Origin of the sequence: Xanthomarina maritima (assembly GCF_008084905.1) — a bacterium.
Lineage (GTDB): Bacteria > Bacteroidota > Bacteroidia > Flavobacteriales > Flavobacteriaceae > Xanthomarina > Xanthomarina maritima.
Genome location: NZ_VSFC01000031.1, coordinates 33,359 through 57,893 on the forward strand (window position 1 = coordinate 33,359; position 24,535 = coordinate 57,893).

The following is a 24,535-nucleotide window of genomic DNA, read 5'->3' on the forward strand; positions in this document are numbered from 1 at the left end:
TAGATTGGAGTTTTTAATAATTAAAAAAAAGAATGTTAAATTATTAAAACTTCATTGTTGTTCTTACATTAAAAACACGAGGCGTTAAATAATTTGGAATAGCGTATTGTCTTTTACTATATACATCTCTAACCCATGTGTTTGTAATGGAATTTTGTGCATCAAATATATTGTATATTTCAAATCCTAGAGAAAGATATTTAAAGGGTTTTCTCCAACCTGTATGTGTTTCGTTTTGGTCTACAATTACATATTGAATTCCAATATCTGCACGTTTGTAATCTGGTAATCTATTTTGATATTCATATGGATCAGCATAACTTGGAGAGCCTCCAGGAAGTCCTGTGTTATAAACTAAGTTTAAATACATTTTTAATTTAGGTAGACTAGGCACATAGTCTTGAAATAAGGCTGCAAACTTTAATCGTTGGTCAGTAGGTCTAGCAATATAACCTTTATCATCAATATTTTCTTGAGTTTTCAAATAGCCAAAACTAAACCAAGATTCTGTTCCAGGAACAAATTCACCATTTAACCTCATATCTAATCCATAAGCATAAGCAGTTGCATTATTGGTAGCTCTATATCTAATTCGAACATTTTCAACAGTATATGGGTTTACGTCTGTAATATATTTATAATAAGCTTCTGTAGTTAATTTAAAAGGTCTTTCCCACATTTTAAAACTATATTCATGTCCAATGACAACCTGAATGGATTTTTGCGCTTCAACTTCTGGTCTAACAGTTCCTGTAGAATCTCTTAATTCTCTATAAAAAGGAGGTTGAGAATAAATTCCACCACCTATTCTAAACAGCATGTCTTTTTCCCAATTTGGTTTAATTGCAAATTGTGCTCTAGGACTAAAAATAGTTTGTGTTGTTTTCTCAATTCCTTCACCACTTACAGTCCAATTTTGAACTCTCGCACCAATATTAAACCAAACCTCATTATCTCCAATAGAGGTTCTTTTGCTCCATTGTAAAAAAGCTTGTAATCTTTGAATGGTAGTTTCGTTTTTAGCTCTAACATTTTGGAAAGCAACTAATGGACCTTCATAAGGTGAATATGGTTGATCGTTAAAATAGTCTAAATCTGGAGGATTGATAGAAAAACCAGCAGAATCAACTACTTCCCATTCAACTAATCTATCTCTAATGTCTTCATTTGTATATTTTAAAGACCATTCAAAATCGTTTTCATCAACTGTATATTTACCATTTTGCTCGATACTAGTAATAAGTGCATCTAAATCGTTTCTGCCATGATTTAATTGACCACCAATACCTTCGCTAAATTCTACTTCACCTAACTCTTCATCTCCAATATTAGTATTTACTTCCCCAAGTCTGTATTGTGCCAATATATCGAAATATTCTTCTTCTGTTGTATGGTAACTTGCAGCAATTAAGTTAAGAGTAACATCGTCGTTTAAAAGATATGTACCTTTTAAGGCTCCAAATAAGGTTTGATATTGATCTTTTTCTTGTCCTTCGTAAAAAACCAATAAGGCTAAAGGATTTTCTAAGGTTCCAAAGTTTGTTTGTCGAGTTTTTGGTTCGTAATTGTATTTGTTTATGGATGCATTTCCTAAAAAGCTAACAGTAAATTTATGTGAAAAGTTGTAGTTTATCTGAGTTTGAAGGTCAAAATACTGAGGGTCGTAGTTCGATTCAGTTTCTTGAGCATTAACAAATAAGCTATTGTTTCTATAACGTACTCCAACAATTCCAGAAAGTTTCGTGTTTTTGCTAATAGCTTCAGCAGTAAGACTTCCACCTAGAAGGCTTACATCTGCACTAATTCCAAAATCGTAAGGTTTTCTATAAGTAATGTCTAAAACAGAAGCTAATTTATCGCCATATTTTGCTTGAAAACCACCAGCTGAGAAGTCAACATTTTGGACCATATCTGGGTTGACAAAACTCAATCCTTCTTGTTGTCCAGAGCGAACTAAAAAAGGTCTATACACTTCTACACCATTGACATAAACTAAATTTTCATCGTAATTTCCACCTCTTACAGAATATTGTGTACTTAATTCATTATTACTGCTTACACCAGGAAGTGTTTTTAATAAATTTTCTACGCCAGCATTTGCACCAGGAATCAATCTAACTGTTTGTGGGTCTAGAGTTACTATGCCTTCAACGTCTTTTCTTTTTTTACTAGATATAACTACTGTTGAAATTTGTTCGACAGACTCTTTCATTACAGGATGAAACTCTATGTCTTCGCCATTTTTTAAATTAAAAGTCGCTACAATACTTTTATAAGAAAGATGTGTGAATTCAACAATTACATCTTGATCTGCAGGAATTTTTAATATAAAAAAACCATTGTCGTTAGTTATAGTTCCCTTATCTCCAGCTTTAATGTTTACATTTGGGATAGGATTTTTGGCATCATCTAGAATAACGCCTTTAAGTGTACCTGATTGAGAGAACCCTATGTAGGATATCAAATAAAGGAAAAAACTAAATAGATAATATTTATTGTTCAAAAGGGTAGTTTTTTATTTTCTGTAAAATGTAATTTCAAAAGTAGAATTATTTCCAACATTATCGGTAACAATTAGCTTTAAATTATTTTTTGTTTCATTAATTATGCCATCGTTAAAATCATGAGTTAATGTTTTAGTTTTATAATCGTACTCCATTAAAATCCATTTACCGTTTACCGTTGCTCGATAATTAGATATTCCAGATTCGCCATCATCAATTTTAATTTTCAAATATCGATATTTACTTAACCATTGACCATCTGAAAAATTTAAAGGTTTTATAGTTGGATTTATAGTGTCTGATATTAAAGCATAAGTCCCTAAATCGTCAGTAATTGTGTATATCAGGTTTTTTTCTTTGGTTGTAGAAGAATACCATGGATACTTTTTATAGCCAACTAATCTGGCTATATAAAGTTTATCTGCATCAGTTGTATTGAAATTACTTATGTTGTATGTTATTTTAAAATGCTTTTTAACAGGAATGATGTCTGTATGAAGCGAAATGGTATCGTTTTTCACAGAAAAATCTATATAAAAATCATTATAAAAAGTATCTGGATAAAATTCTACTGAAATGTTATTATGCAATAATTCATTTGTTTTATCAGCATATATAAAATAAGGAGATTCAAATATATCTTTTTGTTTAATGTCATCAATTTTTTTACCTTCAATATTTATGGTTAACCAAGACGTATTGTTTTGGAAATCTTTTACTGCTACTTTGTAAACTGAAGAGGTACTATCTTCAACTATAATATAACCATTGTTATCTGATTGCTGATATAAACTTAAAGGGTTGTTTTTATCTATAAACAATTTTTGAAGTCTTTCTTTTTTAGTTTGATAATGTTCATAATCTATAAATTGATTTAGATGTCTGGTTTCATCAAAAGAAAAACGTTTAAAATCTATATCTATCTTACTATTGCCATTAAAAAAAGTTTTAATATTATATACTCCATTATTATTATAAGCTAAATCTTGTCTATCTGTAGACTCGATAGCGAATCCTATTTTCCCAAATGCTTCAATATTTTCAACTGTATAATTGCCATTCGCCAATGGAATTAAGCGAAGTTTCTGTTTCTCATTTGATTTGTTAACATGAGAGTTTTCATCTATAGGGTATGCATAAACATTTTTAATAACAGGAATGGTTGTGTCTTTAATATCAATGCCAAAAAGTAGTGGATTTATGGGTCTTTCCTCATTATCTCTTATTTCAAAATGAAGATGTGGACCACCAGAACTACCTGTATTACCACTATATCCTATTTGCTCTCCTTTTTCTACAATTAAATCTTGAATATTAGGAAATAATTCTATTTCGAATGACTCTTTTTCGTATTGCGCTTTTTTAATATAGGCTTCAATTTCTGGAGAAAATTTTTGCAAATGAGCATAAACCGTTGTGTATCCATTTGGATGGGTTATATAGATAGCTTTACCATACCCATAAGTTGAAATTTTAATCCGACTCACATAGCCATCTGCCGATGCATATACTTTTAAGCCTTCTCTTTGTTGCGTTTTAATGTCTAATCCAGAATGAAAATGATTAGAACGTAATTCAGCAAAAGAACCAGAAAGTACCAAAGTTACATCTAATGGATTATTAAAATAATCCTTCGGATAATAATCTTGTGCCATACAAAATGCACTAAAAAATAAAAAAAATGGTAAGCTAATTCTCATAGAAAAGAAATTCATGCTAAAATATTAATTTGAACGAAATCTGCAAAAGATATATTGTATACTATTACGCTAAGATTATCAACTTATTACATGCTTTTGTAAATTTTATGTAAAAACAATTGTAATTTAAATTAAGGTATGTTAACTTTGTCTAATAAGTATTGAATATTGTAAATGAGTAAAATTGAAGAAATTGTCGATGCTTTAGAAAATAAAATTAGCCTTGTTTTACTAAAGTTGGAAGAGGTAAACAAAACTAATTCAAAGTTAAAGCAAGAATTGAAGAAATCTCAACAAGACCTTCAAAACCAAAAACAAGAAATTGTTTCATGGGAAGAAAAATATGAATCACTCAAAATTGCAAATACAATGCTTGGTAGTGACGAAAATAAAAGAGAAACAAAGCTTAAAATAAACACATTAATTAGAGAGATTGATTATTGTATTGCGCAATTATCTGAATAATGTAAATAGTCAACAATGTCAGATAAGCTTAAAATAAAGCTTTCAATAGCAAATAGAGTATACCCATTAACTATTCAGCCAAATCAGGAAGAAGGGTTACGAAAAGCTGCTAAAAACATTGAAACAATGATTAATCAATTTGAGCAAAGTTATTCTGTGAGAGATAAACAAGATGTATTAGCCATGTGTGCTTTACAATTTGCATCTCAAGTAGAACAAAAAACTATAGATAAAGAAAATGTAAGTGAACATGTTGAAGACAAGCTAACAGCTTTGAACAATTTGTTACAAGTACATTTAAGCTCTTAACGTTCTTTAAAATAAATAAGGTTACTGCCTACATTAGTTAATTTTTTGGAAAACTCAACATTACTTCTTTAAAAAGGGTGAGTTTAAGCTGTAAAAGCGAGCTGCTAGTGCTGATTTTTGTCAGTATCTCGAGCAGATACTTGATCAGTTTGTTAGCCCTAAACTTGTTTTAAGGAGTTTAAATCAAAACAACAACTAGTGTAGGCTTTTTTTATATAATAAATTAACTAACATGGACAACTCAATTATATTACTTATAGGTGGAGTGCTTTTAGGAATCATTATTGGTTTTATAATAGCTAAAGCAATAGAAAGAAATAATGCTTCGAAACTTATAAAAGGTGCTAAAAAATCGGCTGCTTCAATTATTAAAGAAGCAAATAATGAAGGAGAAAGCATTAAAAAAGATAAAATACTTCAAGCAAAAGAAAAGTTTATTGAATTAAAGTCTGAGCATGAAAAAGTCATCATGTCTCGAGACAAGAAAATGGCAGAAGCCGAAAAACGTACTAGAGATAAAGAATCTCAGATATCTAGTGAATTATCTAAAAACACTAAATTAAATCAAAGTTTAGAAGATAAAATTAAAGACTATAACCATAGATCTGATATACTTTCTAAAAAGCAAGAAGAAATAGATAGGCTTCATAAAAGTCAAATAGAACAATTGGAAGTTATATCTAGTTTGTCTGCTGAAGAAGCTAAATCTCAATTAGTTGAATCTTTAAAAGGAGAAGCAAAAAACGATGCTATGGCTTATGTTCAAAGTACACTTGAAGAAGCTAAACTAACGGCACAACAAGAAGCTAGAAAGGTTATTATTAACACCATTCAACGTATTGGAACAGAAGAAGCTGTAGATAATTGTGTGTCTGTTTTCAATATTGAATCTGACGATGTTAAAGGACGAATTATTGGACGAGAAGGAAGAAACATTCGTGCTATAGAAGCAGCAACTGGAGTTGAAATTATTGTAGATGATACACCTGAAGCAATTATTCTATCTTGTTTTGATTCTGTTAGACGTGAAATTGCTCGTTTATCTTTACACAAATTAGTAACAGATGGAAGAATACATCCAGCTAGAATTGAAGAGGTTGTTAAAAAGACAACCAAACAAATAGAACAGGAAATTATTGAAGTAGGAAAACGTACCATTATAGATTTAGGAATACATAATCTTCATCCAGAACTTATTAAAGTCGTTGGTAGAATGAAATATCGTTCGTCTTACGGACAGAATTTATTACAACACTCGAGAGAAGTAGCAAAACTTTGTGGTGTCATGGCAGCAGAATTAGGCTTGAATCCTAAATTAGCGAAACGTGCTGGATTGCTTCATGATATTGGTAAAGTGCCAGATGCTGAGGCAGATATGGAAACTCCACATGCTATTTTAGGAATGCAATGGGCAGAAAAGTATGGTGAGAAAGATGAAGTGTGTAATGCTATTGGAGCGCATCATGATGAAATAGAAATGACTTCGTTATTATCTCCAATTGTACAAGTGTGTGATGCTATTTCTGGAGCAAGACCAGGAGCTAGACGTCAAGTATTAGATAGTTACATTCAACGTTTAAAAGATTTGGAAGATATAGCCTTTGGTTTTGGAGGGGTTAAAAAAGCTTATGCTATTCAAGCAGGTAGAGAATTGAGAGTGATTGTGGAAAGCGAAAAAGTTTCAGACCAAAATGCCTCTGATTTATCGTTTAATATCTCACAAAAAATTCAAACAGATATGACGTATCCAGGTCAAGTTAAAGTAACTGTTATTAGAGAAACTAGAGCAGTTAACATAGCAAAATAAACATTAAAACATAGATAAGAATAAGCCCACTAATTAGTGGGCTTTTTTATTTTCTTGGGTGAAATGTTTGAAGTACGTTTTTTAAATGACTTTTATCTACATGCATGTAAATTTCTGTTGTAGTAATACTTTCATGACCTAGCATAAGCTGAATGGTTCTTAAATCGGCTCCATTTTCCAATAAATGAGTTGCAAACGAATGTCTAAATGTATGTGGAGAAATTATTTTGTTTAAATCTATCTTTACTGCAAGTTGTTTTATAATTGTAAAGATCATAGCTCTTGTAAGTTGTTTTCCACGTCTGTTTAAAAATAAGGTATCTTCATGACCTTTTTGAATTGAAAGATGATTTCTTACTTCATTTTTGTAGCAGTTTATAAACTTTTGTGTTGAATCTACAATTGGTACAAAGCGTTGTTTATCTCCTTTTCCAGTTACTTTTATAAAGCCTTCATCAAAAAATAAATCTGAAATTTTCAGGTTGGTTAATTCACTAACACGTAACCCACAACTATATAAAGTTTCTAAAATTGCTCTATTGCGCTCACCTTCTGGTTTACTTAAATCTATAGCATTAATTAATTTATTAATATCTTCTAATGAAAGTGTATCTGGAAGTTTCCTGCCAATTTTAGGCGACTCTATTAATTCTAAAGGGTTATCGGTTCTATAATCTTCAAAAATAAGGTAATTAAAAAAACTCCGTAAACCAGAAATCATTCTAGATTGCGTTCTGGCATTTACAGTTTTAGCAAAATCATAAATAAATTGTTGGATTGTCTCTTTTTGAATAATTAAGGGTGTTTCATTAATTTCATTTAATTCTAAATAGGTTATAAGTTTTTCAACATCTAAACCATAACTTGAAATGGAGTTTGTAGATAACCCTCTTTCAATTTTTAGATATAACTTAAAATCTTTTAATGCTTGAGACCATTTCATTAACACAAAAATAAAGTAAATATCTAGTGGTTACTAAAGTTTTTAGTGTCTAAAAAATTAATATTTTATTGAAATTGTTAATAACTTTATGTTTAAATTTCAAATAAACAATTAGTTAGGAGCTTATGTTAATTAAATTGTTGATAAATATAAGTTTTTTGTTTATAATTCTAAAAAAAAGTATTTAGTTTGCTATATTAATTTAAAAACCTATAAATTGTTTTAAAACATTGTTTTTTTATTGATAAATAATTATTTATATTAAAACATATTAATTAATAACTAATAAATCAATTATGAAAAAAATATTTTTATGTGCTGCAATAGCAGTTTTCGGATTAACTTCATTGAATGCTCAGAACGACATCATGGAGTCGGCTAAAACAGGTAGTTTTTATATTGGAGCCAATATTGGATTCTCTTTAATTAACGACAATTATTATTATGATGATGATTATGATAATGATGATTATGGGTCTTTTAACTTTGGATTTGATGTCGCTTACTTGTTTGAAGTTATTGATAATCTAGAAGTAGGTGGTCTTGTTGGATATACTCAATATATCGCAAAAGGTAGTTATTGGAATGGAGATTATGATGAGCAATTTAACGAATTTGTATATGTGGATTTTGAAGATGCATCCTTTATTCCAATAGCAGTTTCAGGAAGATACTATTTTGGAGACCATAGATTCTTTGGAGGTTTAGATTTAGGAGTTGGTATTAATGTTGCTGGCGATGCTAAAACTGGCTTTTATGCCAGACCAAAATTTGGTTTCGATTTAGGTCCAGTTGCCCTTATTGCTGCTTTTCAAAGTATTTCTGGAGGACAGGATTATAATAACTCTAATAATGTTCAGGTATATTCTCTAAATGGTTTTAAATCGTTCAACTTTGGGGTTGAATTTGGATTCTAATAGACATAGACATTAATTTTAAATATATAAACCGAAGTTAATTACTTCGGTTTTTTTATGCCTTAATTTTTGATACCTTTACTAGAAATTAGAACAAAATCTTACAGATGAAAAAACTCATCATAATAAATGGTCCAAACTTAAATCTTTTAGGTAAACGTGAACCACAAATTTATGGAAGTCTTACTTTTAAAGAATTTTTTGAAACTATTAAAGAGAAATATCCTCAAGTAAGTTTGGAACATTATCAATCGAATGTTGAAGGAGAATTAATTAACAAAATTCAAGACGTTGGGTTTTCTTATGATGGTATTATTTTAAATGCTGCTGCTTATACGCATACATCTGTTGGAATTGGAGATGCAGTTGCAGCCATTGAAACTCCAGTTGTCGAAGTACATATTTCTAATACGTTTAATCGTGAAGACTTTAGGCATCAATCTTATGTAGCACCAAATGCTAAAGGTATTATTGTTGGATTTGGTTTACAAAGTTATGAGTTGGCTATTCAAAGTTTTTTGAAATAGATAGTTTCACTATTAGAAATTTAGAAGTTTGTTTGCACAAATTTTAGAAAAAAATATGCGATTCAAACGAATCACATATTTTTCTATTTATCTAGAAATCTAATATTCTAAAAATCTATAAGTGTATCACCTCACCATAAGCATCAGCAACTGCTTCCATAACAGCTTCGCTCATGGTTGGATGTGGATGTACAGCTTTTAATACTTCATGTCCAGTAGTTTCAAGTTTTCTGCCTAAAACGGCTTCAGCAATCATATCTGTTACACCAGCTCCAATCATATGACAGCCTAACCATTCGCCATATTTAGCATCGAAAATAACTTTTACAAATCCATCTTTAGTTCCAGCAGCACTTGCTTTTCCAGAAGCTGAGAAAGGGAATTTTCCTACTTTAATTTCGTAGCCTTTTTCTTTGGCTTGTTTTTCTGTTAAACCAACACTAGCAATTTCAGGAGACGCATAGGTACAACCAGGAATGTTTCCGTAGTCTAGTGCTTCAACATGAAGCCCAGCAATTTTTTCAATACACAGAATTCCTTCAGCTGAAGCTACGTGAGCTAGAGCTTGCCCTGGAGTAACATCTCCAATGGCATAATAACCAGGGATATTGGTCTGGTAGTAATTGTTTACTAAAATTTTATCTCTATCTACTGCAATACCAACATCTTCTAGACCTATATTTTCAATATTTGTTTTAATTCCTACTGCTGATAAAATAATATCTGCTTCAAGAACTTCTTCACCTTTAGATGTTTTAACTGTAGCTTTAACGCCTTTTCCAGAAGTATCTACTTTTGTAACTTCAGAAGACGTCATAATTTTTATTCCACTTTTCTTAAACGAGCGTTCTAATTGTTTAGAAACATCTTCATCTTCAACAGGAACAACATTAGGTAAAAACTCAACAATAGTTACTTCAGTTCCCATAGAATTATAGAAATAAGCAAACTCAACGCCAATAGCACCAGAACCAACAACAATCAATTTTTTAGGTTGTTCTGGTAAAGACATAGCTTCTCTATAACCAATAACTTTATTACCATCTTGTGGTAAACTAGGTAGTTCGCGAGAACGTGCTCCAGTTGCAATTATTACATGATCTGCACTGTACTCTTTTCCATCCACATCAACTTTCTTACCTGTTTTTAACTTCCCAAAACCTTCAATGACGTCAATTTTGTTCTTTTTCATTAAAAACTGAACCCCTTTACTCATGCCTTCAGCAACACCACGACTTCTTTTAACTACTGCATTAAAATCTTTATCATAATCTTTAACAGATAAGCCATAATCTTCAGCATGTTTTAAGTATTCAAACACTTGTGCAGACTTTAATAATGCTTTAGTTGGAATACAACCCCAATTTAAACATACACCACCAAGGCTTTCTTTTTCAATAATAGCAGTTTTAAATCCTAATTGCGATGCTCTAATAGCAGTTACGTAGCCTCCAGGACCACTTCCAAGAACAATGATATCGTATTTACTCATCCGTATATTTTTTAGTCATTTTAAGAAGCTACGAAGTTACGAAAAGTAAATTTTATATAACAAGTACCAATTGCTAAATGTCGATATTTAGTTTGCTTATATATAATTTTTATTTTTTAGAATAAAGTAAGTATTAAAGATTATCTGTAAAATGTCTTCTACCTTTTTCTTTACTAAACTTTTGTTTATTAAATGAAGTAGATTTACCTTTTGGTATTGAAAGCGATACCCAATCATTTCCTATTAATAATTTTCCTATATAAGCTATTTGTCCAATATGATATGGATAGTGTCCTAATTGCCTGAAAATGGCTTCAGATACTAAATGACCTTCATTTCTAATATAAACTGTTTTATTTAAATCTGAATCATTTAGAGAATTTAAAGCATTATATAAACAACTCCAACCATTTTCCCAAGCAGCAATAATTTCTTTTTTATTTATATATGTTTGTTCAAACTCTAGGTCTCTATGCCTCCAATTTTTTTCACCATCTTCAGTTAAAAAATTGGTCCATCTGCTAAGCATATTCCCAACCATGTGTTTAACTAAAACAGATATGCTATTTGAGGTTTCATTTGGAGCCCATTGCATGTCTTGGAAAGAAAGTTGCTCGAAAGTTTTGTCCCCAACTAATTTATAATAATCAAATTGTTTCTTAATTGCAGGTATATATATGTTTTTCATAAACTAAAAGTAATACAAATACCTATAAAATCTAATTTTGAATTGTAAAATTTTGTAATTCAATTAAATGTTTTTTCTAAGGCTTTGGAATAAAGTCTAAAGCTGCACCATTAATACAGTGTCTTTTTCCTGTTGTGGTTTTTGGACCATCGTTAAAAACATGACCTAAATGGCCACCACAATTTGCACAATGTTCTTCAATGCCATAAAAATCTGGTGAACCATCTTTAGTAAATGCTACATGTCCTTCAATTTCTCTGTCAAAACTTGGCCAACCAGTTCCTGAATCGAACTTATATACGCTTTTAAATAATGGGGCTTTACAAGCTGTACAAACATAAGTTCCTTTTTCTTTATTATTATTTAAGGGACTTGAAAATGCTTTTTCTGTTCCAGATTCTCTGAGAACATAATATGCCATTGGACTTAATATTTGTTTCCACTCTGCATTTGTCTTATTAACTAGAAAAGAATCTTTGTTTGTAGTTTCTTTTTTAGTTTGACTTGTACAGCTTTGAGTACTTATGATTAAAATTATAATAAATAGTCTTCTCATTATTTGAGTTTTTTTTTTAAGTCGAGGCTAGATTCAAATCATTACAACAATGCTTTTAAATTAATGTTAAAAACAAAAGGGGAAGTAATTCGAAAAAAGGAATGATTTTTGTATTTTTAAATTAATTAAAAATCATTAAAATGAATTTAAAGAATAAAATAATTGTATTTGGATTACTATTAATAATTATGTCTTGTGCAACAAATCCTTTTACTGGTAAGCAAACCATGGCTATTGTTCCAAACTCTCAATTGTTTCCAACAGCTTTTCAACAATATAATCAAGTGCTTTCGGAGAGTAAGGTTATTAAAGGAACTTCACAATCTGAAATGATAACACGTGTTGGCCAAAGAATTTCTATTGCTGCTGAACGTTGGTTAAATGCCAATGGTTATGAAGGTTATTTAAAAGATTACAAATGGGAATACAATTTAATTGACGATAAAACGGTAAACGCTTGGTGTATGCCTGGAGGAAAAATAGTCTTTTATACTGGAATTCTTCCAATTGCACAAAGTGAAACAGGTGTAGCTGCTATTATGGGGCATGAAGTTGCACATGCTCTGGCTAATCATGGTCAACAACGTATGAGTGCCGATTATATTCAGCAAGGTGTTGCCATTGCTGGAAATATTGCCATTCAAAATGATAACGATAGAGAAGCATTTAACCAATATTATGGTATTGGGTCTCAAGTAGGAGTGATGTTGCCTTTTAGTAGAAGCCATGAAACCGAAGCAGATAAAATAGGATTAATATTAATGGCAATGGCTGGTTATAACCCGAGTGAGGCAGCAGAATTATGGAAAAGAATGAAAGAAAATAGTGGAGGAAGTGCTCCTTTAGAAATTTTAAGTACACATCCATCTAATGATTCTAGAATTCAGGAAATTAATTCTTTAGTACCTATGGCTGTTGCTGAAGCTAAAAAATTTGGAGTCACTACATTTAAACCAATTACTAAATTTTAAAAGCATTATTTAAAATATTTACTTACTTTCGAAGCTGTTCAAAATAGGACAGCTTTTTTTATTTTAATTATACTTTATGTCAAAATTCGAAAAAGGAAATAAAAAATTATTGAATGCTTGGGCATTTTATGATTGGGCAAATTCAGTTTATACCTTGACCATTGCATCCTCTATTTTTCCCATTTTCTATTCTGCCTTATTTATCAGTAATATTAAAACAGTTCATGCATTTGGTTTTGAATTTAAAAGTACTGCTTTAATAACATTTGTTACTGCTTTTACTTTTTTGGTAGTATCGTTTATGTCTCCATTGCTATCTGGAATTGCAGATTATATAGGTAATAAGAAAGGGTTTATGAAATTCTTCTGTTATGTTGGAGGAATTGGTTGCATTGGATTGTATTGGTTTAGTTTAGAGCATATCTATATCAGTTTGATTTGTTACTTTATGGGCTTAATAGGTTATTGGGGAAGTTTGGTTTTTTATAATTCTTATTTGCCTGATATTGCATTTCCAGAACAACAAGATAGAATAAGCGCCAGAGGGTTTTCTTTTGGATATGTTGGAAGTGTTTTGTTGTTAATTATCAATTTAGGGATGGTTATGAGCCAAGACAATGGTGAAGATAAAATGCAAATGATGCGTTGGTCTTTTGTTATGGTAGGAGCATGGTGGATTTTATTTAGTCAATATACTTTTTATGTTTTACCAAAAGGTGTTTTAACAGGTGAAAGAGTTACTAGAAACGTTGTTTTAAATGGATTTAGAGAATTACGTCAAGTATGGCATCAGCTTAAAGGAAATTTAAGACTGAAGAGATATTTATTGGCATTTTTTGTTTTTAGTATGGCTGTACAAACCATTATGTTAGTGGCAGTTTATTTTGGTGAAGAGGAAATTTTATGGGCTGATGAAAGTGAAAAAACAATGGGATTAATTGTAAGTATTTTATTAATACAAATTATAGCCATTCTTGGTGCCGTTTTAACTTCAAGAGCATCAGAGAAATTTGGAAATATAAAAACTCTTATAGCTGTTAATTTTATATGGATGTCCTTATGTTTTGCTGCTTATTTTGTAGTAACACCAATTCATTTTTATATGACTGCAGGTTTTGTTGGATTGGTTATGGGAGGTATACAAGCTTTAGCGAGGTCTACTTATTCTAAGTTTTTACCTGAAACAGAAGATACTACATCATTCTTTAGTTTTTATGATGTAGCCGAAAAAATAGGAATTGTTATTGGAATGGTTATTTTTGCGACCATCGATCAAATAACAGGAAGCATGCGAAATGCCATCGTATTTTTATTTGTTTTCTTTTTAATAGGTATTATATTGTTATTTAGAGTGCCTAAATTAAACCAAAAATTAGTTTCTTGAAAAAATGCTTATGTTTACAAAAATTATTTTAAAACCTATTATGAATAATTTAAAATTTGCCCCTTATTTTCTTCTTACTTTTTTAATGTTTAGTATTTCTTCTTGTGATAATGACCCTTTGGAAGGTGATTTTAATAATACTTCTAGTAATTGAAATGGAAATGGAACTAACACAGAACTAACTTCTTTATTTGATAAATGGTAGTATGATTCTGAGGATTTTCAGCAGACATTTATTTTCACTCAAATGGCCAATATGAACAAAAAGTTGACCTGTTAGGAACCGAATTAATCTCTACAGGAGATTGGTTATGGGAAAACGAGAGTGAGCAAATAATGAAAATTGAAAATTTAGGAGGTTCAGGACAGGTAGCTTCTGATATCTGGTTTCGATTTAGTGATATACAAGAAACATCCTTTAACTTAGAACAATCTACAGATGGTATTAGTTATTCTATTCCTTGATTGTATTTAGATACTGATTAATTTCTCAGATTTTAAAAAAAAGCCATTTAATATTAAATGGCTTTTTTTTATATTTTTGAAATTTAATCCTTACTTATACTTCCAGAACCAGACACTTTGGTGTATTCTTTTTCTGGATTACCAGAGTATTTAATATCTCCAGAACCAGTTACTCTTGCTTTTAGAGATATATTACTAACAACATTTGCATCTCCAGAGCCTGTTACAGTAATATCTGTATGATTGGAAGTTAAACTTGTTGCATTTATATCTCCAGATCCTGTTAAAGTGGCTTCCAGGTTATTTGTACTTCCTTTTAGCTTAATATCTCCAGATCCTGTTAAATCACATTTTAATGTGTCAACTTTTAAAATCAAAGTAACATCACCAGAACCAGATAAGGATACTTCTAAATCTGTAGAAATTATAATCTCTTTATTCCATAAATCTCCAGAACCTGCCAAAGAAACTTCATCAATATCATGAAAAGGAATGGTAATTCTTATTCCTTTATTTAAAGAAGGTTTTAAACTTGCACGATCTTTTGTTTTTACTATAAGTTTGTTGTCTTTAACTTCTGTAACTATGTATTCTAAAAGGTTTTCTTCGCCCTCAATTTTAATTTTGCCTTCAGTACCTTTTACTAATTCAAAATCCATAAACCCAGAACATGATATAGCGTCATAATTTGCAGTGGTTCTTGTTATAATAGTCATGTTTCCGTTGCCTTTTACTTTTTGAGCAAAACTATAAGTAGAAAGAAGCACAGTAGCAATAAGAATTAATTTTTTCATATATGTTTAGATTAATGGTTAGTTTTTGAAAAATGAAACACTTCCGTAATCAGATTCTATTTTTATTAAGTTTCCTGAATTTGATGCTCCATAATAGCCAGAATAATATTTTCCTCCAGATTCTTCACGTTTTTTGTTGAATTGAAAATCACCACTATCTTTTAAAGAAGCATACTCTAAGTTGATGTCGAAATTAAAATGATAATTGGAATCATGACCAATTTTAATTCCTGTATAGTCTGAATTGATGGTAACGTTTTTAGCTTGATTGGTTAATCTATCAATTTTAATGGAGCCATAATCTGCTTCAATAGCTATATTTTTATAAACATCACCAATTACAACTGTTAAATAGTCTCCATTACCAGTAATATTATTAGCTCTATTAATTTTTACAGAACCATAATCGCATACATAATTTATATCTTCAGCGGTTTCTAGGATAGATGAAGTGTAGTCTGCGTTTAAATTAATATTTTTTGCTTTAGCAATGGTAAAACCACTATAATCGGCATTTATTTCAGCACTATTTATATATTCAAAATAGCAATTTGAGGTGTAATCGAAGCTTATTCTGTTGTTATCTGCCATTAATTCTTTGGTAGTAATTTTACCATAATCGCAGCTAATAGTTGCTCGGCCTTCTAGTTTGTCTAAATTAATATTTCCGTAATCATTACTTAAATCAACTGAATTTGAAATTGGCATTTTAACGACATAATTAATTGTCATGTTTATATTGCTAGATCCACTCCAATTCCACCAAGAACTTTTGGTTTTATTGAAAATGGTTTTTGCAGAAACCAAACTGTTTGTTGCACTAAAATCAACCGTAATATCATCCAATTTTTTTTGTACTTTATCTTCGTCGTTTCCTTTGGTTGTGATAGTCACTACAATTTCAATCCGATTTTCATTCCAAGTCACAATGTCTAAATTGCCATAACTATTATCTATCTTTAAAGTGGCATTTGAAGACACATTAAAAGATTTTTTAATAATTTTTTCTTTGGTGTGTTTCTCGTTAGTTACATTTTTAGTTGTTGAAAAACTAATTATTGGAATTAATAAAAAGAAAAACAGAAGTTTATATTGTTGTAATGTTTTCATTGTTTAATTTATTTAGTTGTTTAATATTTTCTATGTGTTTCATTGTGTTTTGAAGAATATCAATTCTGTTTTGAAAATTCTTAATCATGGCATATATAACTCGGTTGTCATCACCACTTTTAGTTAAATCTCCTTTTAGGTTTTCGTATTCTATTTCCAGTTTTTTAATTTGAATTAAAGCATCTTTAATAATAATTATAGTTTCAAGATTAGACGCTTGCTCTAATTTTTTTAATTCTTCGGAAATGGCACTTGTAAAAAAAGATTGAGTTTTTGCCATTTCTGGAGACACATTTGCTAAGTCTCTAACAGCATTATGCTGATTATTTGTAAGAAATAAAGTAATTATTAATACAATAGATGCTGCAATACCAAGTATTGGTTTCCATAAATTTCTACTTTTCGATTTAGTACTAGAAATTTTGCTTGCGTTGTTATTTAATTTGTTCAAAAAACGTTTGGTGTGGTCAGAATTTGGTTCTTCAACATCAAAACTGTCTTTTAAATCTTCAAATAGCTTATTTAAGTTGTCTGTGCTCATAACTATTGTTTTAATGTGACACTTGTGGTTGTAATATTTTTCTTAAACTTTCTTTTGCTCTCGATATAGTGGTTCTACAATTAGCATAACTTATGTTTAGTATGTCGCCAATTTCCTCATAATCGTAACCGTCTATTAAGTGTAATGTTAGAGTAACTCTATAGTTTTCTTTTAAAGAATTTAAAGTCTCTAAAACCTGCTTAGCTTTAAGATTTGTAAACTCATAATCAGTTGTAACTCCAATATCATCACTTTCTAATTTGTATTTAACATCATCAAAAGAGATGTTTTGATATTTATTATTTTTTTTATAATGATAAATACTATTATTTATGACAATTCGTTTTAACCAAGCACCAAATGTTAAACTATCTTGTATGCTTTCAAGTTTTGTAAAAGCTAACAGAAAAGATTCCTGCATAATGTCTTCAGCTTCAAAACTATCTTTTACAATTCTAAAAGCTACGTTGTACATGGCTTTGTAATATCTATTATAAATTTCCAATTGCGCTAATTGGTTTCCAGATTTACAAAGCAATACAAGTTGTTCGATATTTTGATGGGTTAGTGTCAATTAAAACAATTTGTTATTATAAAGATGACGCGTTTATAAGTTTGTTACAGTTTAAAGAAAATAAAATTAGTGTTTCAATAGAAACATGGCATATTAATTGAACTTTTAGTTGAAAATATATCTTAATTTTGTTTGTAGATTGCTAATAACAAGTTAAATAGATATATGTTAATATTAATTTTAAAAGATAATAATTTTGTTATTAACTAGAATAATGACAGAATGACTTAATAATATATATGAAGAAGAGAGATTTATTTAACATTGACAGTTTGTCATTTCAGGAGTTTGATGAAAATTCAGAATTAATTCCTTTAATGACACCTGAAGATGAAGAAAAAATAAGTAATGAGAAATTACCTGAAACTTTGCCTATTTTATCATTGCGAAACACCGTTTTATTTCCTGGAGTAGTAATACCAATTACTGCTGGAAGAGATAAATCTATTAAATTAATAGATGATGCAAATAAAGGAAATAAAGTTATTGGTGTTGTTGCTCAAAAAGATGAATCTGTTGAAGATCCTACTGCAACAGACATTCATCAAACAGGAGTTGTTGCTAGGATTTTAAGAGTACTTAAAATGCCAGATGGCAATACAACAGTTATTATTCAAGGAAAGAAACGTTTTAAAGTTTCCGAAGTTATTACTGAAGAGCCTTATATGAACGCTACTATTCGTGAAGTTCCTGAAGCAAGACCAGCAGAAAACAACAAAGAATTTGGAGCTATAATTGATTCTATAAAAGAATTAGCGCTTCAAATTATTAAAGATAGTCCTAATATTCCTAGTGAAGCTTCTTTTGCAATTAAAAACATTCAAAGCAATCCGTTTTTAATAAATTTTGTGTCTTCTAATATGAATCTTTCTGTTAATGAAAAACAATCTTTATTAGAAACTAACGATTTAAAAGAAAGAGCTCTAGCAACATTGAAATTCATGAATATGGAATTTCAAAAATTAGAGCTTAAAAACGATATTCAGTTGAAAGTTCAAAGTGATATGAATCAACAACAAAGAGAATATTTCCTGCATCAACAAATGAAAACCATACAAGAAGAGCTTGGAGGTGTTAGTTATGATGAAGAACTTGAAGAAATGAAATCTCGTGCTAAATTAAAAAAATGGGACGATAAAGTTTCAGAGCATTTTAATAAAGAGATTGCCAAAATGCAACGTATGAATCCTCAAGTTGCAGAATATTCAATACAAAGAAATTATTTAGATCTTATTTTAGATTTACCTTGGAATCATTTCAGTAAAGATAAATTCGATTTAAAACGTGCTAAAAGAATTTTAGATTGTGACCATTATGGTTTAGACGATGTTAAAAGAAGAATTATTGAACATTTAGCCGTTATTAAATTGCGTAACGATATGAAATCTCCAATCCTGTGTCTTTATGGACCTCCAGGAGTTGGTAAAACCTCATTAGGAAAATCGATAGCAGAAGCCTTAGGAAGAGAATATGTAAGAATGTCTTTAGGAGGCTTACGTGACGAGGCTGAAATTAGAGGCCATAGAAAAACATATATTGGCGCCATGCCTGGAAGAATTCTTCAGAGTCTTAAAAAAGCAGGCACTTCAAACCCAGTATTTGTTTTAGATGAAATAGACAAGTTGTCTAATTCGCATCAAGGAGATCCTTCTTCAGCTATGTTAGAAGTTTTAGATCCTGAACAGAATAGCGAGTTTTACGACAATTTCTTAGAAATGGGATATGATCTTTCTAAAGTTATGTTTATAGCTACTTCTAATAGTTTATCAACCATTCAACCAGCTTTATTGGATAGAATGGAAATTATAAATGTAACAGGTTATACTATTGAAGAAAAAGTAGAAATTGCTAAAAGACATTTGTTGCCAAAACAATTGAAAGAACATGGACTAACAGAAAAAGATTTAAAAATTGCAAAAGGTCAACTTGAAAAAATTGTTGAAGGTTATACCAGAGAATCTGGAGTTCGTGGTTTAGAAAAGCAATTAGCAAAAATGGTTCGTTATGCAGCCAAAAATATTGCTATGGAAGAAGACTATAATATTAAAGTTACAAACGAAAATATTATTGAAGTTCTAGGTGGACCAAAGTTAGAAAGAGATAAATACGAAAACAACAATGTAGCAGGAGTAGTAACAGGATTAGCTTGGACTAGAGTAGGTGGAGACATTCTTTTTATAGAATCTATTTTATCTAAAGGAAAAGGCAACATGACCATAACAGGAAACCTTGGTACTGTTATGAAAGAATCTGCAACTATTGCCATGGAGTTTATAAAATCTAATGCTAAAGAATTAAATTTAGATCCAGACATATTCGAAAAATACAATGTACATATTCATGTGCCAGAAGGAGCGACTCCAAAAGATGGACCAAGTGCAGGTGTTACAATGCTTACCTCTTTGGTATCTTTATTTACGCAAAGAAAAGTTAAGAAAAGCTTAGCTATGACTGGAGAAATTACTTTAAGAGGGAAAGTGCTTCCAGTAGGTGGAATAAAAGAAAAAATTCTTGCGGCTAAGCGTGCACGAATTAAAGAAATTTTACTTTGTGAAGATAACAGAAGAGATATTGAAGAAATAAAACCTGAATATCTAAAAGGATTAACATTCCATTACGTCTCAGATATGAATGATGTAATTAAAATAGCACTTACAAATCAAAAAGTTGTTAATGCTAAAGAGCTTTAAGCCTATAACCATTATAATAAATCAAAACCTCGAAATTATTTTCGAGGTTTTTTATATCACTTAAAAATAAATTATACTTGCATCCGTTTTTAAGTTAGATTTAGTTTCTTTGCACCTTTATGATTAAGAAAATTACGGTAGTTATCATTATGCTATTCAGCACTTTTGTTTCGTCACAAGTAGGTGGTGAGACTACCTATCAATTTCTTAATTTAATTTCTTCACCTAGACAAGCAGCTTTAGGAGGTAAAGTTTTTACTAATATCGATTACGATGTTACTCAAGCACTAACAAATCCTGCAACTATTAATGTTGAAATGGATAATCAGCTCGCTTTAAATTATATGAGTTATTTAGGAGGCATAAGTTATGGTACTGCTGCCTATGCTTATACTTGGGATAGAAGAACTCAAACTTTTCATATGGGAGTTACCTATGTAAATTACGGAAGTTTTGATGGTTACGATGAAAATGGAAACTCTACAGGTTCTTTTACTGGCAATGAAGCAGCTCTTTCTTTTGGTTATGCTGCACAATTAGGGTATTCAGACTTTTATTTAGGTGGAAACATCAAATTAATAACATCTCTACTTGAGCAATATAATTCTTTTGGAGCAGCTATAGATGCTGGTCTTATCTACATAAATGAAGATATAGAATTTCAGGCAACGTTGGTTGTTAGAAATTTAGGAATGCAAATAACTACTTATGCAGGTTTAAACGAGCCTTTACCACTTGAGATTGCCTTTGGAATGTCTCAAACATTAGAACATGTGCCTTTACGTTGGCATTTAACGTTTGAGAATTTGCAGACTTGGCCAATTTCAGTTGCAAATCCTGCTAGAGCAGAAACAGATTTAGAAGGAAACCAAACTCAAGAAGACGTTGGTTTTTTTCAAAATGTCTTAAATCATACCATTTTAGGAGCAGAAATATTTCCAGCAGGAGCATTTAGTATTAGATTAGGTTATAATTTTAGAAGAGGTCAAGAATTAAAAATTGTAGATCAGAGAAATTTTTCAGGAATTTCGGCTGGATTTGGTTTAAAATTAAATAAACTAAGATTTAGCTTTACACATGCAAGATATACAAGTGCAGCAAATGCTAACTTTTTTGGTTTGCAACTTGATTTAAGGTAATTAATGATTGATCTGCTATTATAGCTATAGCTACTTTAACGAATTTTGAAACTAACTACAATAATTTTTTAAGTATTTTAGGCACTTGAAACTATATTAAATGAATAAAATTACCATCGCCATTGACGGATTTTCCTCAACAGGTAAAAGTACTGTAGCCAAACAATTAGCCAAGCATTTAGGTTATATTTATGTGGATTCAGGTGCTATGTATCGAGCTGTTACTTGGTTTGCTATGCAGAATGGTTTTATAAATGAATCGCAATTTTATATTCAAGATTTAATTTCAAATCTTAAAAAAGTTTCTATTAGTTTTAAGTTTAATATCAATTTAGGGTTTGCCGAAGTTTATTTAAATGGACAGAATATAGAGAAGCAAATTAGAACCTTAGAAGTTTCAAGATATGTAAGTCAGGTGGCAGAAATTTCTGAAGTCAGAGAGTTGTTAGTAAAACAGCAACAAAACATGGGAGAGAATAAGGGCATTGTTATGGATGGTCGCGATATTGGAACCGTTGTTTTTCCTGATGCTGAGCTTAAAATATTTATGACAGCTAGTGCTAATACCAGAGCCAAAAGGCGATTTGATGAATTAATTAATAAAGGTGAAAAAGTTTCATATTCAGAAGTTTTAAAAAATGTGCAAGAAAGAGATTATATAGATTCGCATCGAGAAGATTCTCCCTTAGTAAAAGCTCATGATGCTATAGAAATAGATAATTCTAATTTAACTTTACAAGAACAATTCAACAACATACTACAACTAGTTGAAAACAAGCTTAAAGAGTTTAATTAAATCATTAATTTTTAGAAAAATACATTAGGTTATTAAAACTAAAAGCATTAATTTTGCACTCCTTTTAGCGAAGAGTCAGAAATTAGAAGGAATCGAAACGCAATAATAATTAACACTTCTGTGTGTTATTTGCTTAAATTTTCTGAAACATTACAGAATACAAAACATGATGATATTAGTATTCGGACACCGAAATTTTATCATTATTAACTTATATTAAATGGCTGAAAAAGCAAATCAAGCTGAAGTTGAAGCAACAGAAGCAAAAGCAGTTGAAGCAACTGAAACTCAAACAGTAGAAGCTCCAGTAGTATCTGAAGCTCAGGCAAATCCAGAAAAATTCTTAAAAGACTTCAATTGGCACAATTACCAAGAAGGTATTGATGAGGTTGAAGATTCTCAATTACAAGAATTTGAAAAATTAGTAGCTGAAAATTTCGTTGACACATTAGATGATGAAGTTGTTGAAGGAGAAGTTATTCACATAACAGATCGTGATGCTATTATTGACATTAACGCAAAATCTGAAGGTGTTATTTCATTAAACGAATTTCGTTACAATCCAAATTTAAAAGTAGGAGACAAAGTAGAAGTATTAATTGATGTTCGTGAAGACGCAACAGGACAATTAGTATTATCTCACAGAAAAGCTCGTGTAATTAAAGCTTGGGATCGCGTTAACGCTGCACATGATAATGGTGAAATCGTTAATGGTTTTGTTAAATGTAGAACTAAAGGTGGTATGATTGTAGATGTTTTCGGAATCGAAGCCTTCTTACCAGGTTCTCAAATTGACGTAAAACCAATTAGAGATTACGATCAGTACGTTAACAAAACAATGGAATTTAAAGTGGTTAAAATTAACCATGAATTTAAAAACGTTGTTGTTTCTCATAAAGCGCTTATCGAAGCTGATATTGAAGAACAAAAGAAAGAAATTATTGGTCAATTAGAAAAAGGTCAAGTATTAGAAGGTGTTGTTAAAAACATTACTTCTTACGGAGTCTTTATCGATCTTGGTGGTGTAGATGGTTTAGTTCATATTACAGATCTTTCTTGGTCTAGAATTAATCATCCAAACGAGATTGTTGAGTTAGATCAAAAATTAAATGTTGTTATTCTTGATTTTGACGAAGATAAATCTAGAATCCAATTAGGTCTTAAACAATTATCTAAACATCCTTGGGATGCTTTAGGTGAAGAAGTAAAAGTTGGAGATAAAGTAAAAGGTAAAGTAGTTGTTATAGCAGATTACGGTGCATTTATTGAGGTAGCTGATGGTGTTGAAGGATTAATTCACGTGTCAGAAATGTCTTGGTCTACACATTTACGTTCTGCTCAAGATTTCGTTTCTGTAGGAGATGAAGTTGAGGCAGTAATCTTAACTCTTGATAGAGAAGACAGAAAAATGTCTCTTGGAATTAAGCAATTAACTCCAGATCCTTGGACAGACATTACTTCTAAATACCCTGTTGGTTCTAAGCACACAGGAATTGTACGTAACTTTACAAACTTTGGTGTTTTTGTAGAATTAGAAGAAGGTATTGACGGATTAATTTATATCTCAGATTTATCTTGGACTAAGAAAATTAAGCATCCAAGTGAATTCTGTAATGTAGGAGATAAGTTAGACGTTGTAGTTCTAGAATTAGATGTAGAAGGACGTAAATTAAGTTTAGGTCACAAACAAACTACTGAAAATCCTTGGGATAAATACGAAACTGAATTCGCTTTAGATACAGTACATACAGCAGAAATTGCTGAGGTTGTTGATAAAGGTGCAACTATCGAATTTAACGAAGATATCGTTGCTTTTGTTCCTTCTCGTCACCTTGAAAAAGAAGACGGAAAGAAACTTAAAAAAGGAGATACTGCCGAATTCAAAATTATTGAATTTAATAAAGAGTTTAAACGTGTAGTTGCTTCTCATACTGCTATTTTTAGAGAAGAAGAAGCTGCTAATGTAAAAGCTGCTGCTAAAAAAGCAGAAGCTCAAGCTGCAGAGTCAAAACCTACTTTAGGTGATGCAAATGATGCTTTACAAGCTCTTAAAGATAAAATGGACGGAAAGAAATCTAAATAATTTCCATTTCATTTATAAAAACAAAAGCCTTCAATTATTTTTGAAGGCTTTTTTTATTACTATTAAATAAACTTTAAATT

General features: G+C 30.5%; 22 protein-coding genes and 1 other RNA gene. 13 read left to right on the plus strand and 10 right to left on the minus strand.

The window, feature by feature from the left end; all coding sequences use genetic code 11:
* Positions 1-43 precede the first annotated feature (43 nt).
* The gene (locus FVF61_RS06270; RefSeq protein ID WP_148454540.1) at positions 44-2,461 is read right to left on the minus strand and encodes a TonB-dependent receptor; all 2,418 of its coding nucleotides are present in this window, start codon (positions 2,459-2,461) and stop codon (positions 44-46) included.
* 54 nt (positions 2,462-2,515) lie between these two features.
* On the minus strand, positions 2,516-4,219 hold the full coding sequence (locus tag FVF61_RS06275) for a M23 family metallopeptidase (RefSeq protein ID WP_233586723.1): 1,704 nt from the start codon (positions 4,217-4,219) through the stop codon (positions 2,516-2,518).
* Between the two features lie 159 nt (positions 4,220-4,378).
* Here FVF61_RS06275 and FVF61_RS06280 point away from each other — a divergent pair, with 159 nt between their 5' ends.
* The 4 genes from FVF61_RS06280 to rny all read left to right on the plus strand — a co-directional run bounded on the left by FVF61_RS06280 (position 4,379) and on the right by rny (position 6,785).
* Entirely contained in the window at positions 4,379-4,669 is a 291-nt protein-coding gene (locus FVF61_RS06280; RefSeq protein WP_148454484.1) for a hypothetical protein, read from the plus strand.
* A gap of 15 nt (positions 4,670-4,684) precedes the next feature.
* Positions 4,685-4,978: a cell division protein ZapA gene (locus FVF61_RS06285; RefSeq protein WP_148454485.1), complete on the plus strand. Its 294-nt coding sequence runs from the start codon at positions 4,685-4,687 to the stop codon at positions 4,976-4,978.
* A gap of 52 nt (positions 4,979-5,030) precedes the next feature.
* Positions 5,031-5,158: non-coding RNA, 6S RNA (ssrS, locus tag FVF61_RS06290), on the plus strand.
* A 52-nt stretch (positions 5,159-5,210) separates the two neighbouring features.
* Complete coding sequence (gene rny / locus FVF61_RS06295) at positions 5,211-6,785, plus strand: ribonuclease Y (protein WP_148454487.1); 1,575 nt, start codon at positions 5,211-5,213, stop codon at positions 6,783-6,785.
* Positions 6,786-6,831: 46 nt separating this feature from the next.
* Here rny and xerD read toward each other — a convergent pair whose 3' ends face one another.
* Entirely contained in the window at positions 6,832-7,728 is an 897-nt protein-coding gene (gene xerD, locus FVF61_RS06300; protein ID WP_148454489.1) for a site-specific tyrosine recombinase XerD, read from the minus strand.
* Positions 7,729-8,024: 296 nt separating this feature from the next.
* Here xerD and FVF61_RS06305 point away from each other — a divergent pair, with 296 nt between their 5' ends.
* The gene (locus FVF61_RS06305) at positions 8,025-8,645 is read left to right on the plus strand and encodes a hypothetical protein (RefSeq protein WP_148454491.1); all 621 of its coding nucleotides are present in this window, start codon (positions 8,025-8,027) and stop codon (positions 8,643-8,645) included.
* 107 nt (positions 8,646-8,752) lie between these two features.
* Positions 8,753-9,172, plus strand: coding sequence for a type II 3-dehydroquinate dehydratase (gene aroQ, locus FVF61_RS06310; RefSeq protein WP_148454493.1), 420 nt, complete (start codon positions 8,753-8,755; stop codon positions 9,170-9,172).
* Between the two features lie 115 nt (positions 9,173-9,287).
* On the opposite strand, the gene lpdA is transcribed toward aroQ, so the two are convergent.
* The 3 genes from lpdA to msrB all read right to left on the minus strand — a co-directional run bounded on the left by lpdA (position 9,288) and on the right by msrB (position 11,908).
* Positions 9,288-10,664 carry a dihydrolipoyl dehydrogenase gene (lpdA, locus tag FVF61_RS06315; RefSeq protein WP_148454495.1) on the minus strand — a complete coding sequence of 459 codons (1,377 nt, stop codon included), beginning with the start codon at positions 10,662-10,664 and terminating at the stop codon, positions 9,288-9,290.
* Between the two features lie 133 nt (positions 10,665-10,797).
* Positions 10,798-11,352, minus strand: a complete 555-nt coding sequence (locus tag FVF61_RS06320) for a DUF1572 family protein (protein ID WP_148454497.1) — start codon at positions 11,350-11,352, stop codon at positions 10,798-10,800.
* 76 nt (positions 11,353-11,428) lie between these two features.
* A complete protein-coding gene (gene msrB / locus FVF61_RS06325; RefSeq protein ID WP_148454499.1) occupies positions 11,429-11,908 on the minus strand; it encodes a peptide-methionine (R)-S-oxide reductase MsrB in 480 nt (159 codons plus the stop codon).
* A 140-nt stretch (positions 11,909-12,048) separates the two neighbouring features.
* On the opposite strand from msrB, the gene FVF61_RS06330 reads away from it, so the two are divergent.
* The 3 genes from FVF61_RS06330 (at position 12,049) to FVF61_RS14400 (ending at position 14,728) form a co-directional block, all read left to right on the plus strand.
* Positions 12,049-12,879, plus strand: coding sequence for a M48 family metallopeptidase (locus FVF61_RS06330; protein ID WP_148454500.1), 831 nt, complete (start codon positions 12,049-12,051; stop codon positions 12,877-12,879).
* Positions 12,880-12,955: 76 nt separating this feature from the next.
* Positions 12,956-14,263: an MFS transporter gene (locus FVF61_RS06335; protein WP_148454502.1), complete on the plus strand. Its 1,308-nt coding sequence runs from the start codon at positions 12,956-12,958 to the stop codon at positions 14,261-14,263.
* A 336-nt stretch (positions 14,264-14,599) separates the two neighbouring features.
* Positions 14,600-14,728 (plus strand): hypothetical protein, encoded by a 129-nt coding sequence (locus tag FVF61_RS14400; protein WP_262712005.1) that lies wholly within the window; start codon positions 14,600-14,602, stop codon positions 14,726-14,728.
* An 83-nt stretch (positions 14,729-14,811) separates the two neighbouring features.
* Here the strand turns inward: FVF61_RS14400 and FVF61_RS06340 are convergent, their stop codons facing one another.
* From FVF61_RS06340 to FVF61_RS06355, 4 genes are read right to left on the minus strand one after another with little or no spacing between them, the layout of a single operon-like run.
* Positions 14,812-15,522 carry a head GIN domain-containing protein gene (locus FVF61_RS06340; RefSeq protein WP_148454504.1) on the minus strand — a complete coding sequence of 237 codons (711 nt, stop codon included), beginning with the start codon at positions 15,520-15,522 and terminating at the stop codon, positions 14,812-14,814.
* Positions 15,523-15,540: 18 nt separating this feature from the next.
* Entirely contained in the window at positions 15,541-16,632 is a 1,092-nt protein-coding gene (locus FVF61_RS06345; RefSeq protein WP_148454506.1) for a hypothetical protein, read from the minus strand.
* Positions 16,610-17,173: a hypothetical protein gene (locus FVF61_RS06350; protein WP_148454508.1), complete on the minus strand. Its 564-nt coding sequence runs from the start codon at positions 17,171-17,173 to the stop codon at positions 16,610-16,612. Before FVF61_RS06350 ends, FVF61_RS06345 begins: the two co-directional genes overlap by 23 nt.
* 10 nt (positions 17,174-17,183) lie before the next feature.
* Positions 17,184-17,747 (minus strand): RNA polymerase sigma factor, encoded by a 564-nt coding sequence (locus FVF61_RS06355; RefSeq protein WP_148454510.1) that lies wholly within the window; start codon positions 17,745-17,747, stop codon positions 17,184-17,186.
* A gap of 239 nt (positions 17,748-17,986) precedes the next feature.
* Between FVF61_RS06355 and lon the strand changes: the two genes are divergently transcribed.
* From lon to rpsA, 4 genes are all read left to right on the plus strand, one after another.
* Positions 17,987-20,437 (plus strand): endopeptidase La, encoded by a 2,451-nt coding sequence (gene lon / locus FVF61_RS06360; RefSeq protein WP_148454512.1) that lies wholly within the window; start codon positions 17,987-17,989, stop codon positions 20,435-20,437.
* 119 nt (positions 20,438-20,556) lie between these two features.
* A complete protein-coding gene (porQ, locus tag FVF61_RS06365) occupies positions 20,557-21,576 on the plus strand; it encodes a type IX secretion system protein PorQ (RefSeq protein WP_148454514.1) in 1,020 nt (339 codons plus the stop codon).
* Between the two features lie 100 nt (positions 21,577-21,676).
* Positions 21,677-22,372 carry a (d)CMP kinase gene (gene cmk / locus FVF61_RS06370; protein WP_148454516.1) on the plus strand — a complete coding sequence of 232 codons (696 nt, stop codon included), beginning with the start codon at positions 21,677-21,679 and terminating at the stop codon, positions 22,370-22,372.
* A 220-nt stretch (positions 22,373-22,592) separates the two neighbouring features.
* Positions 22,593-24,455 (plus strand): 30S ribosomal protein S1, encoded by a 1,863-nt coding sequence (gene rpsA / locus FVF61_RS06375; protein WP_148454518.1) that lies wholly within the window; start codon positions 22,593-22,595, stop codon positions 24,453-24,455.
* Positions 24,456-24,535 lie beyond the last annotated feature (80 nt).

Excerpts from the sequence above, each read along its gene's own strand:
- FVF61_RS06275 (WP_233586723.1), bottom strand. The coding sequence starts at position 4,219 with ATGAATTTCTTTTCTATGAGAATTAGCTTACCATTTTTTTTATTTTTT.
- FVF61_RS06280 (WP_148454484.1), top strand. The coding sequence starts at position 4,379 with ATGAGTAAAATTGAAGAAATTGTCGATGCTTTAGAAAATAAAATTAGC.
- FVF61_RS06285 (WP_148454485.1), top strand. The coding sequence starts at position 4,685 with ATGTCAGATAAGCTTAAAATAAAGCTTTCAATAGCAAATAGAGTATAC.
- rny (WP_148454487.1), top strand. The coding sequence starts at position 5,211 with ATGGACAACTCAATTATATTACTTATAGGTGGAGTGCTTTTAGGAATC.
- xerD (WP_148454489.1), bottom strand. The coding sequence starts at position 7,728 with ATGAAATGGTCTCAAGCATTAAAAGATTTTAAGTTATATCTAAAAATT.
- FVF61_RS06305 (WP_148454491.1), top strand. The coding sequence starts at position 8,025 with ATGAAAAAAATATTTTTATGTGCTGCAATAGCAGTTTTCGGATTAACT.
- aroQ (WP_148454493.1), top strand. The coding sequence starts at position 8,753 with ATGAAAAAACTCATCATAATAAATGGTCCAAACTTAAATCTTTTAGGT.
- lpdA (WP_148454495.1), bottom strand. The coding sequence starts at position 10,664 with ATGAGTAAATACGATATCATTGTTCTTGGAAGTGGTCCTGGAGGCTAC.
- FVF61_RS06320 (WP_148454497.1), bottom strand. The coding sequence starts at position 11,352 with ATGAAAAACATATATATACCTGCAATTAAGAAACAATTTGATTATTAT.
- msrB (WP_148454499.1), bottom strand. The coding sequence starts at position 11,908 with ATGAGAAGACTATTTATTATAATTTTAATCATAAGTACTCAAAGCTGT.
- FVF61_RS06330 (WP_148454500.1), top strand. The coding sequence starts at position 12,049 with ATGAATTTAAAGAATAAAATAATTGTATTTGGATTACTATTAATAATT.
- FVF61_RS06335 (WP_148454502.1), top strand. The coding sequence starts at position 12,956 with ATGTCAAAATTCGAAAAAGGAAATAAAAAATTATTGAATGCTTGGGCA.
- FVF61_RS14400 (WP_262712005.1), top strand. The coding sequence starts at position 14,600 with ATGAAAATTGAAAATTTAGGAGGTTCAGGACAGGTAGCTTCTGATATC.
- FVF61_RS06340 (WP_148454504.1), bottom strand. The coding sequence starts at position 15,522 with ATGAAAAAATTAATTCTTATTGCTACTGTGCTTCTTTCTACTTATAGT.
- FVF61_RS06345 (WP_148454506.1), bottom strand. The coding sequence starts at position 16,632 with ATGAAAACATTACAACAATATAAACTTCTGTTTTTCTTTTTATTAATT.
- FVF61_RS06350 (WP_148454508.1), bottom strand. The coding sequence starts at position 17,173 with ATGAGCACAGACAACTTAAATAAGCTATTTGAAGATTTAAAAGACAGT.
- lon (WP_148454512.1), top strand. The coding sequence starts at position 17,987 with ATGAAGAAGAGAGATTTATTTAACATTGACAGTTTGTCATTTCAGGAG.
- porQ (WP_148454514.1), top strand. The coding sequence starts at position 20,557 with ATGATTAAGAAAATTACGGTAGTTATCATTATGCTATTCAGCACTTTT.
- cmk (WP_148454516.1), top strand. The coding sequence starts at position 21,677 with ATGAATAAAATTACCATCGCCATTGACGGATTTTCCTCAACAGGTAAA.
- rpsA (WP_148454518.1), top strand. The coding sequence starts at position 22,593 with ATGGCTGAAAAAGCAAATCAAGCTGAAGTTGAAGCAACAGAAGCAAAA.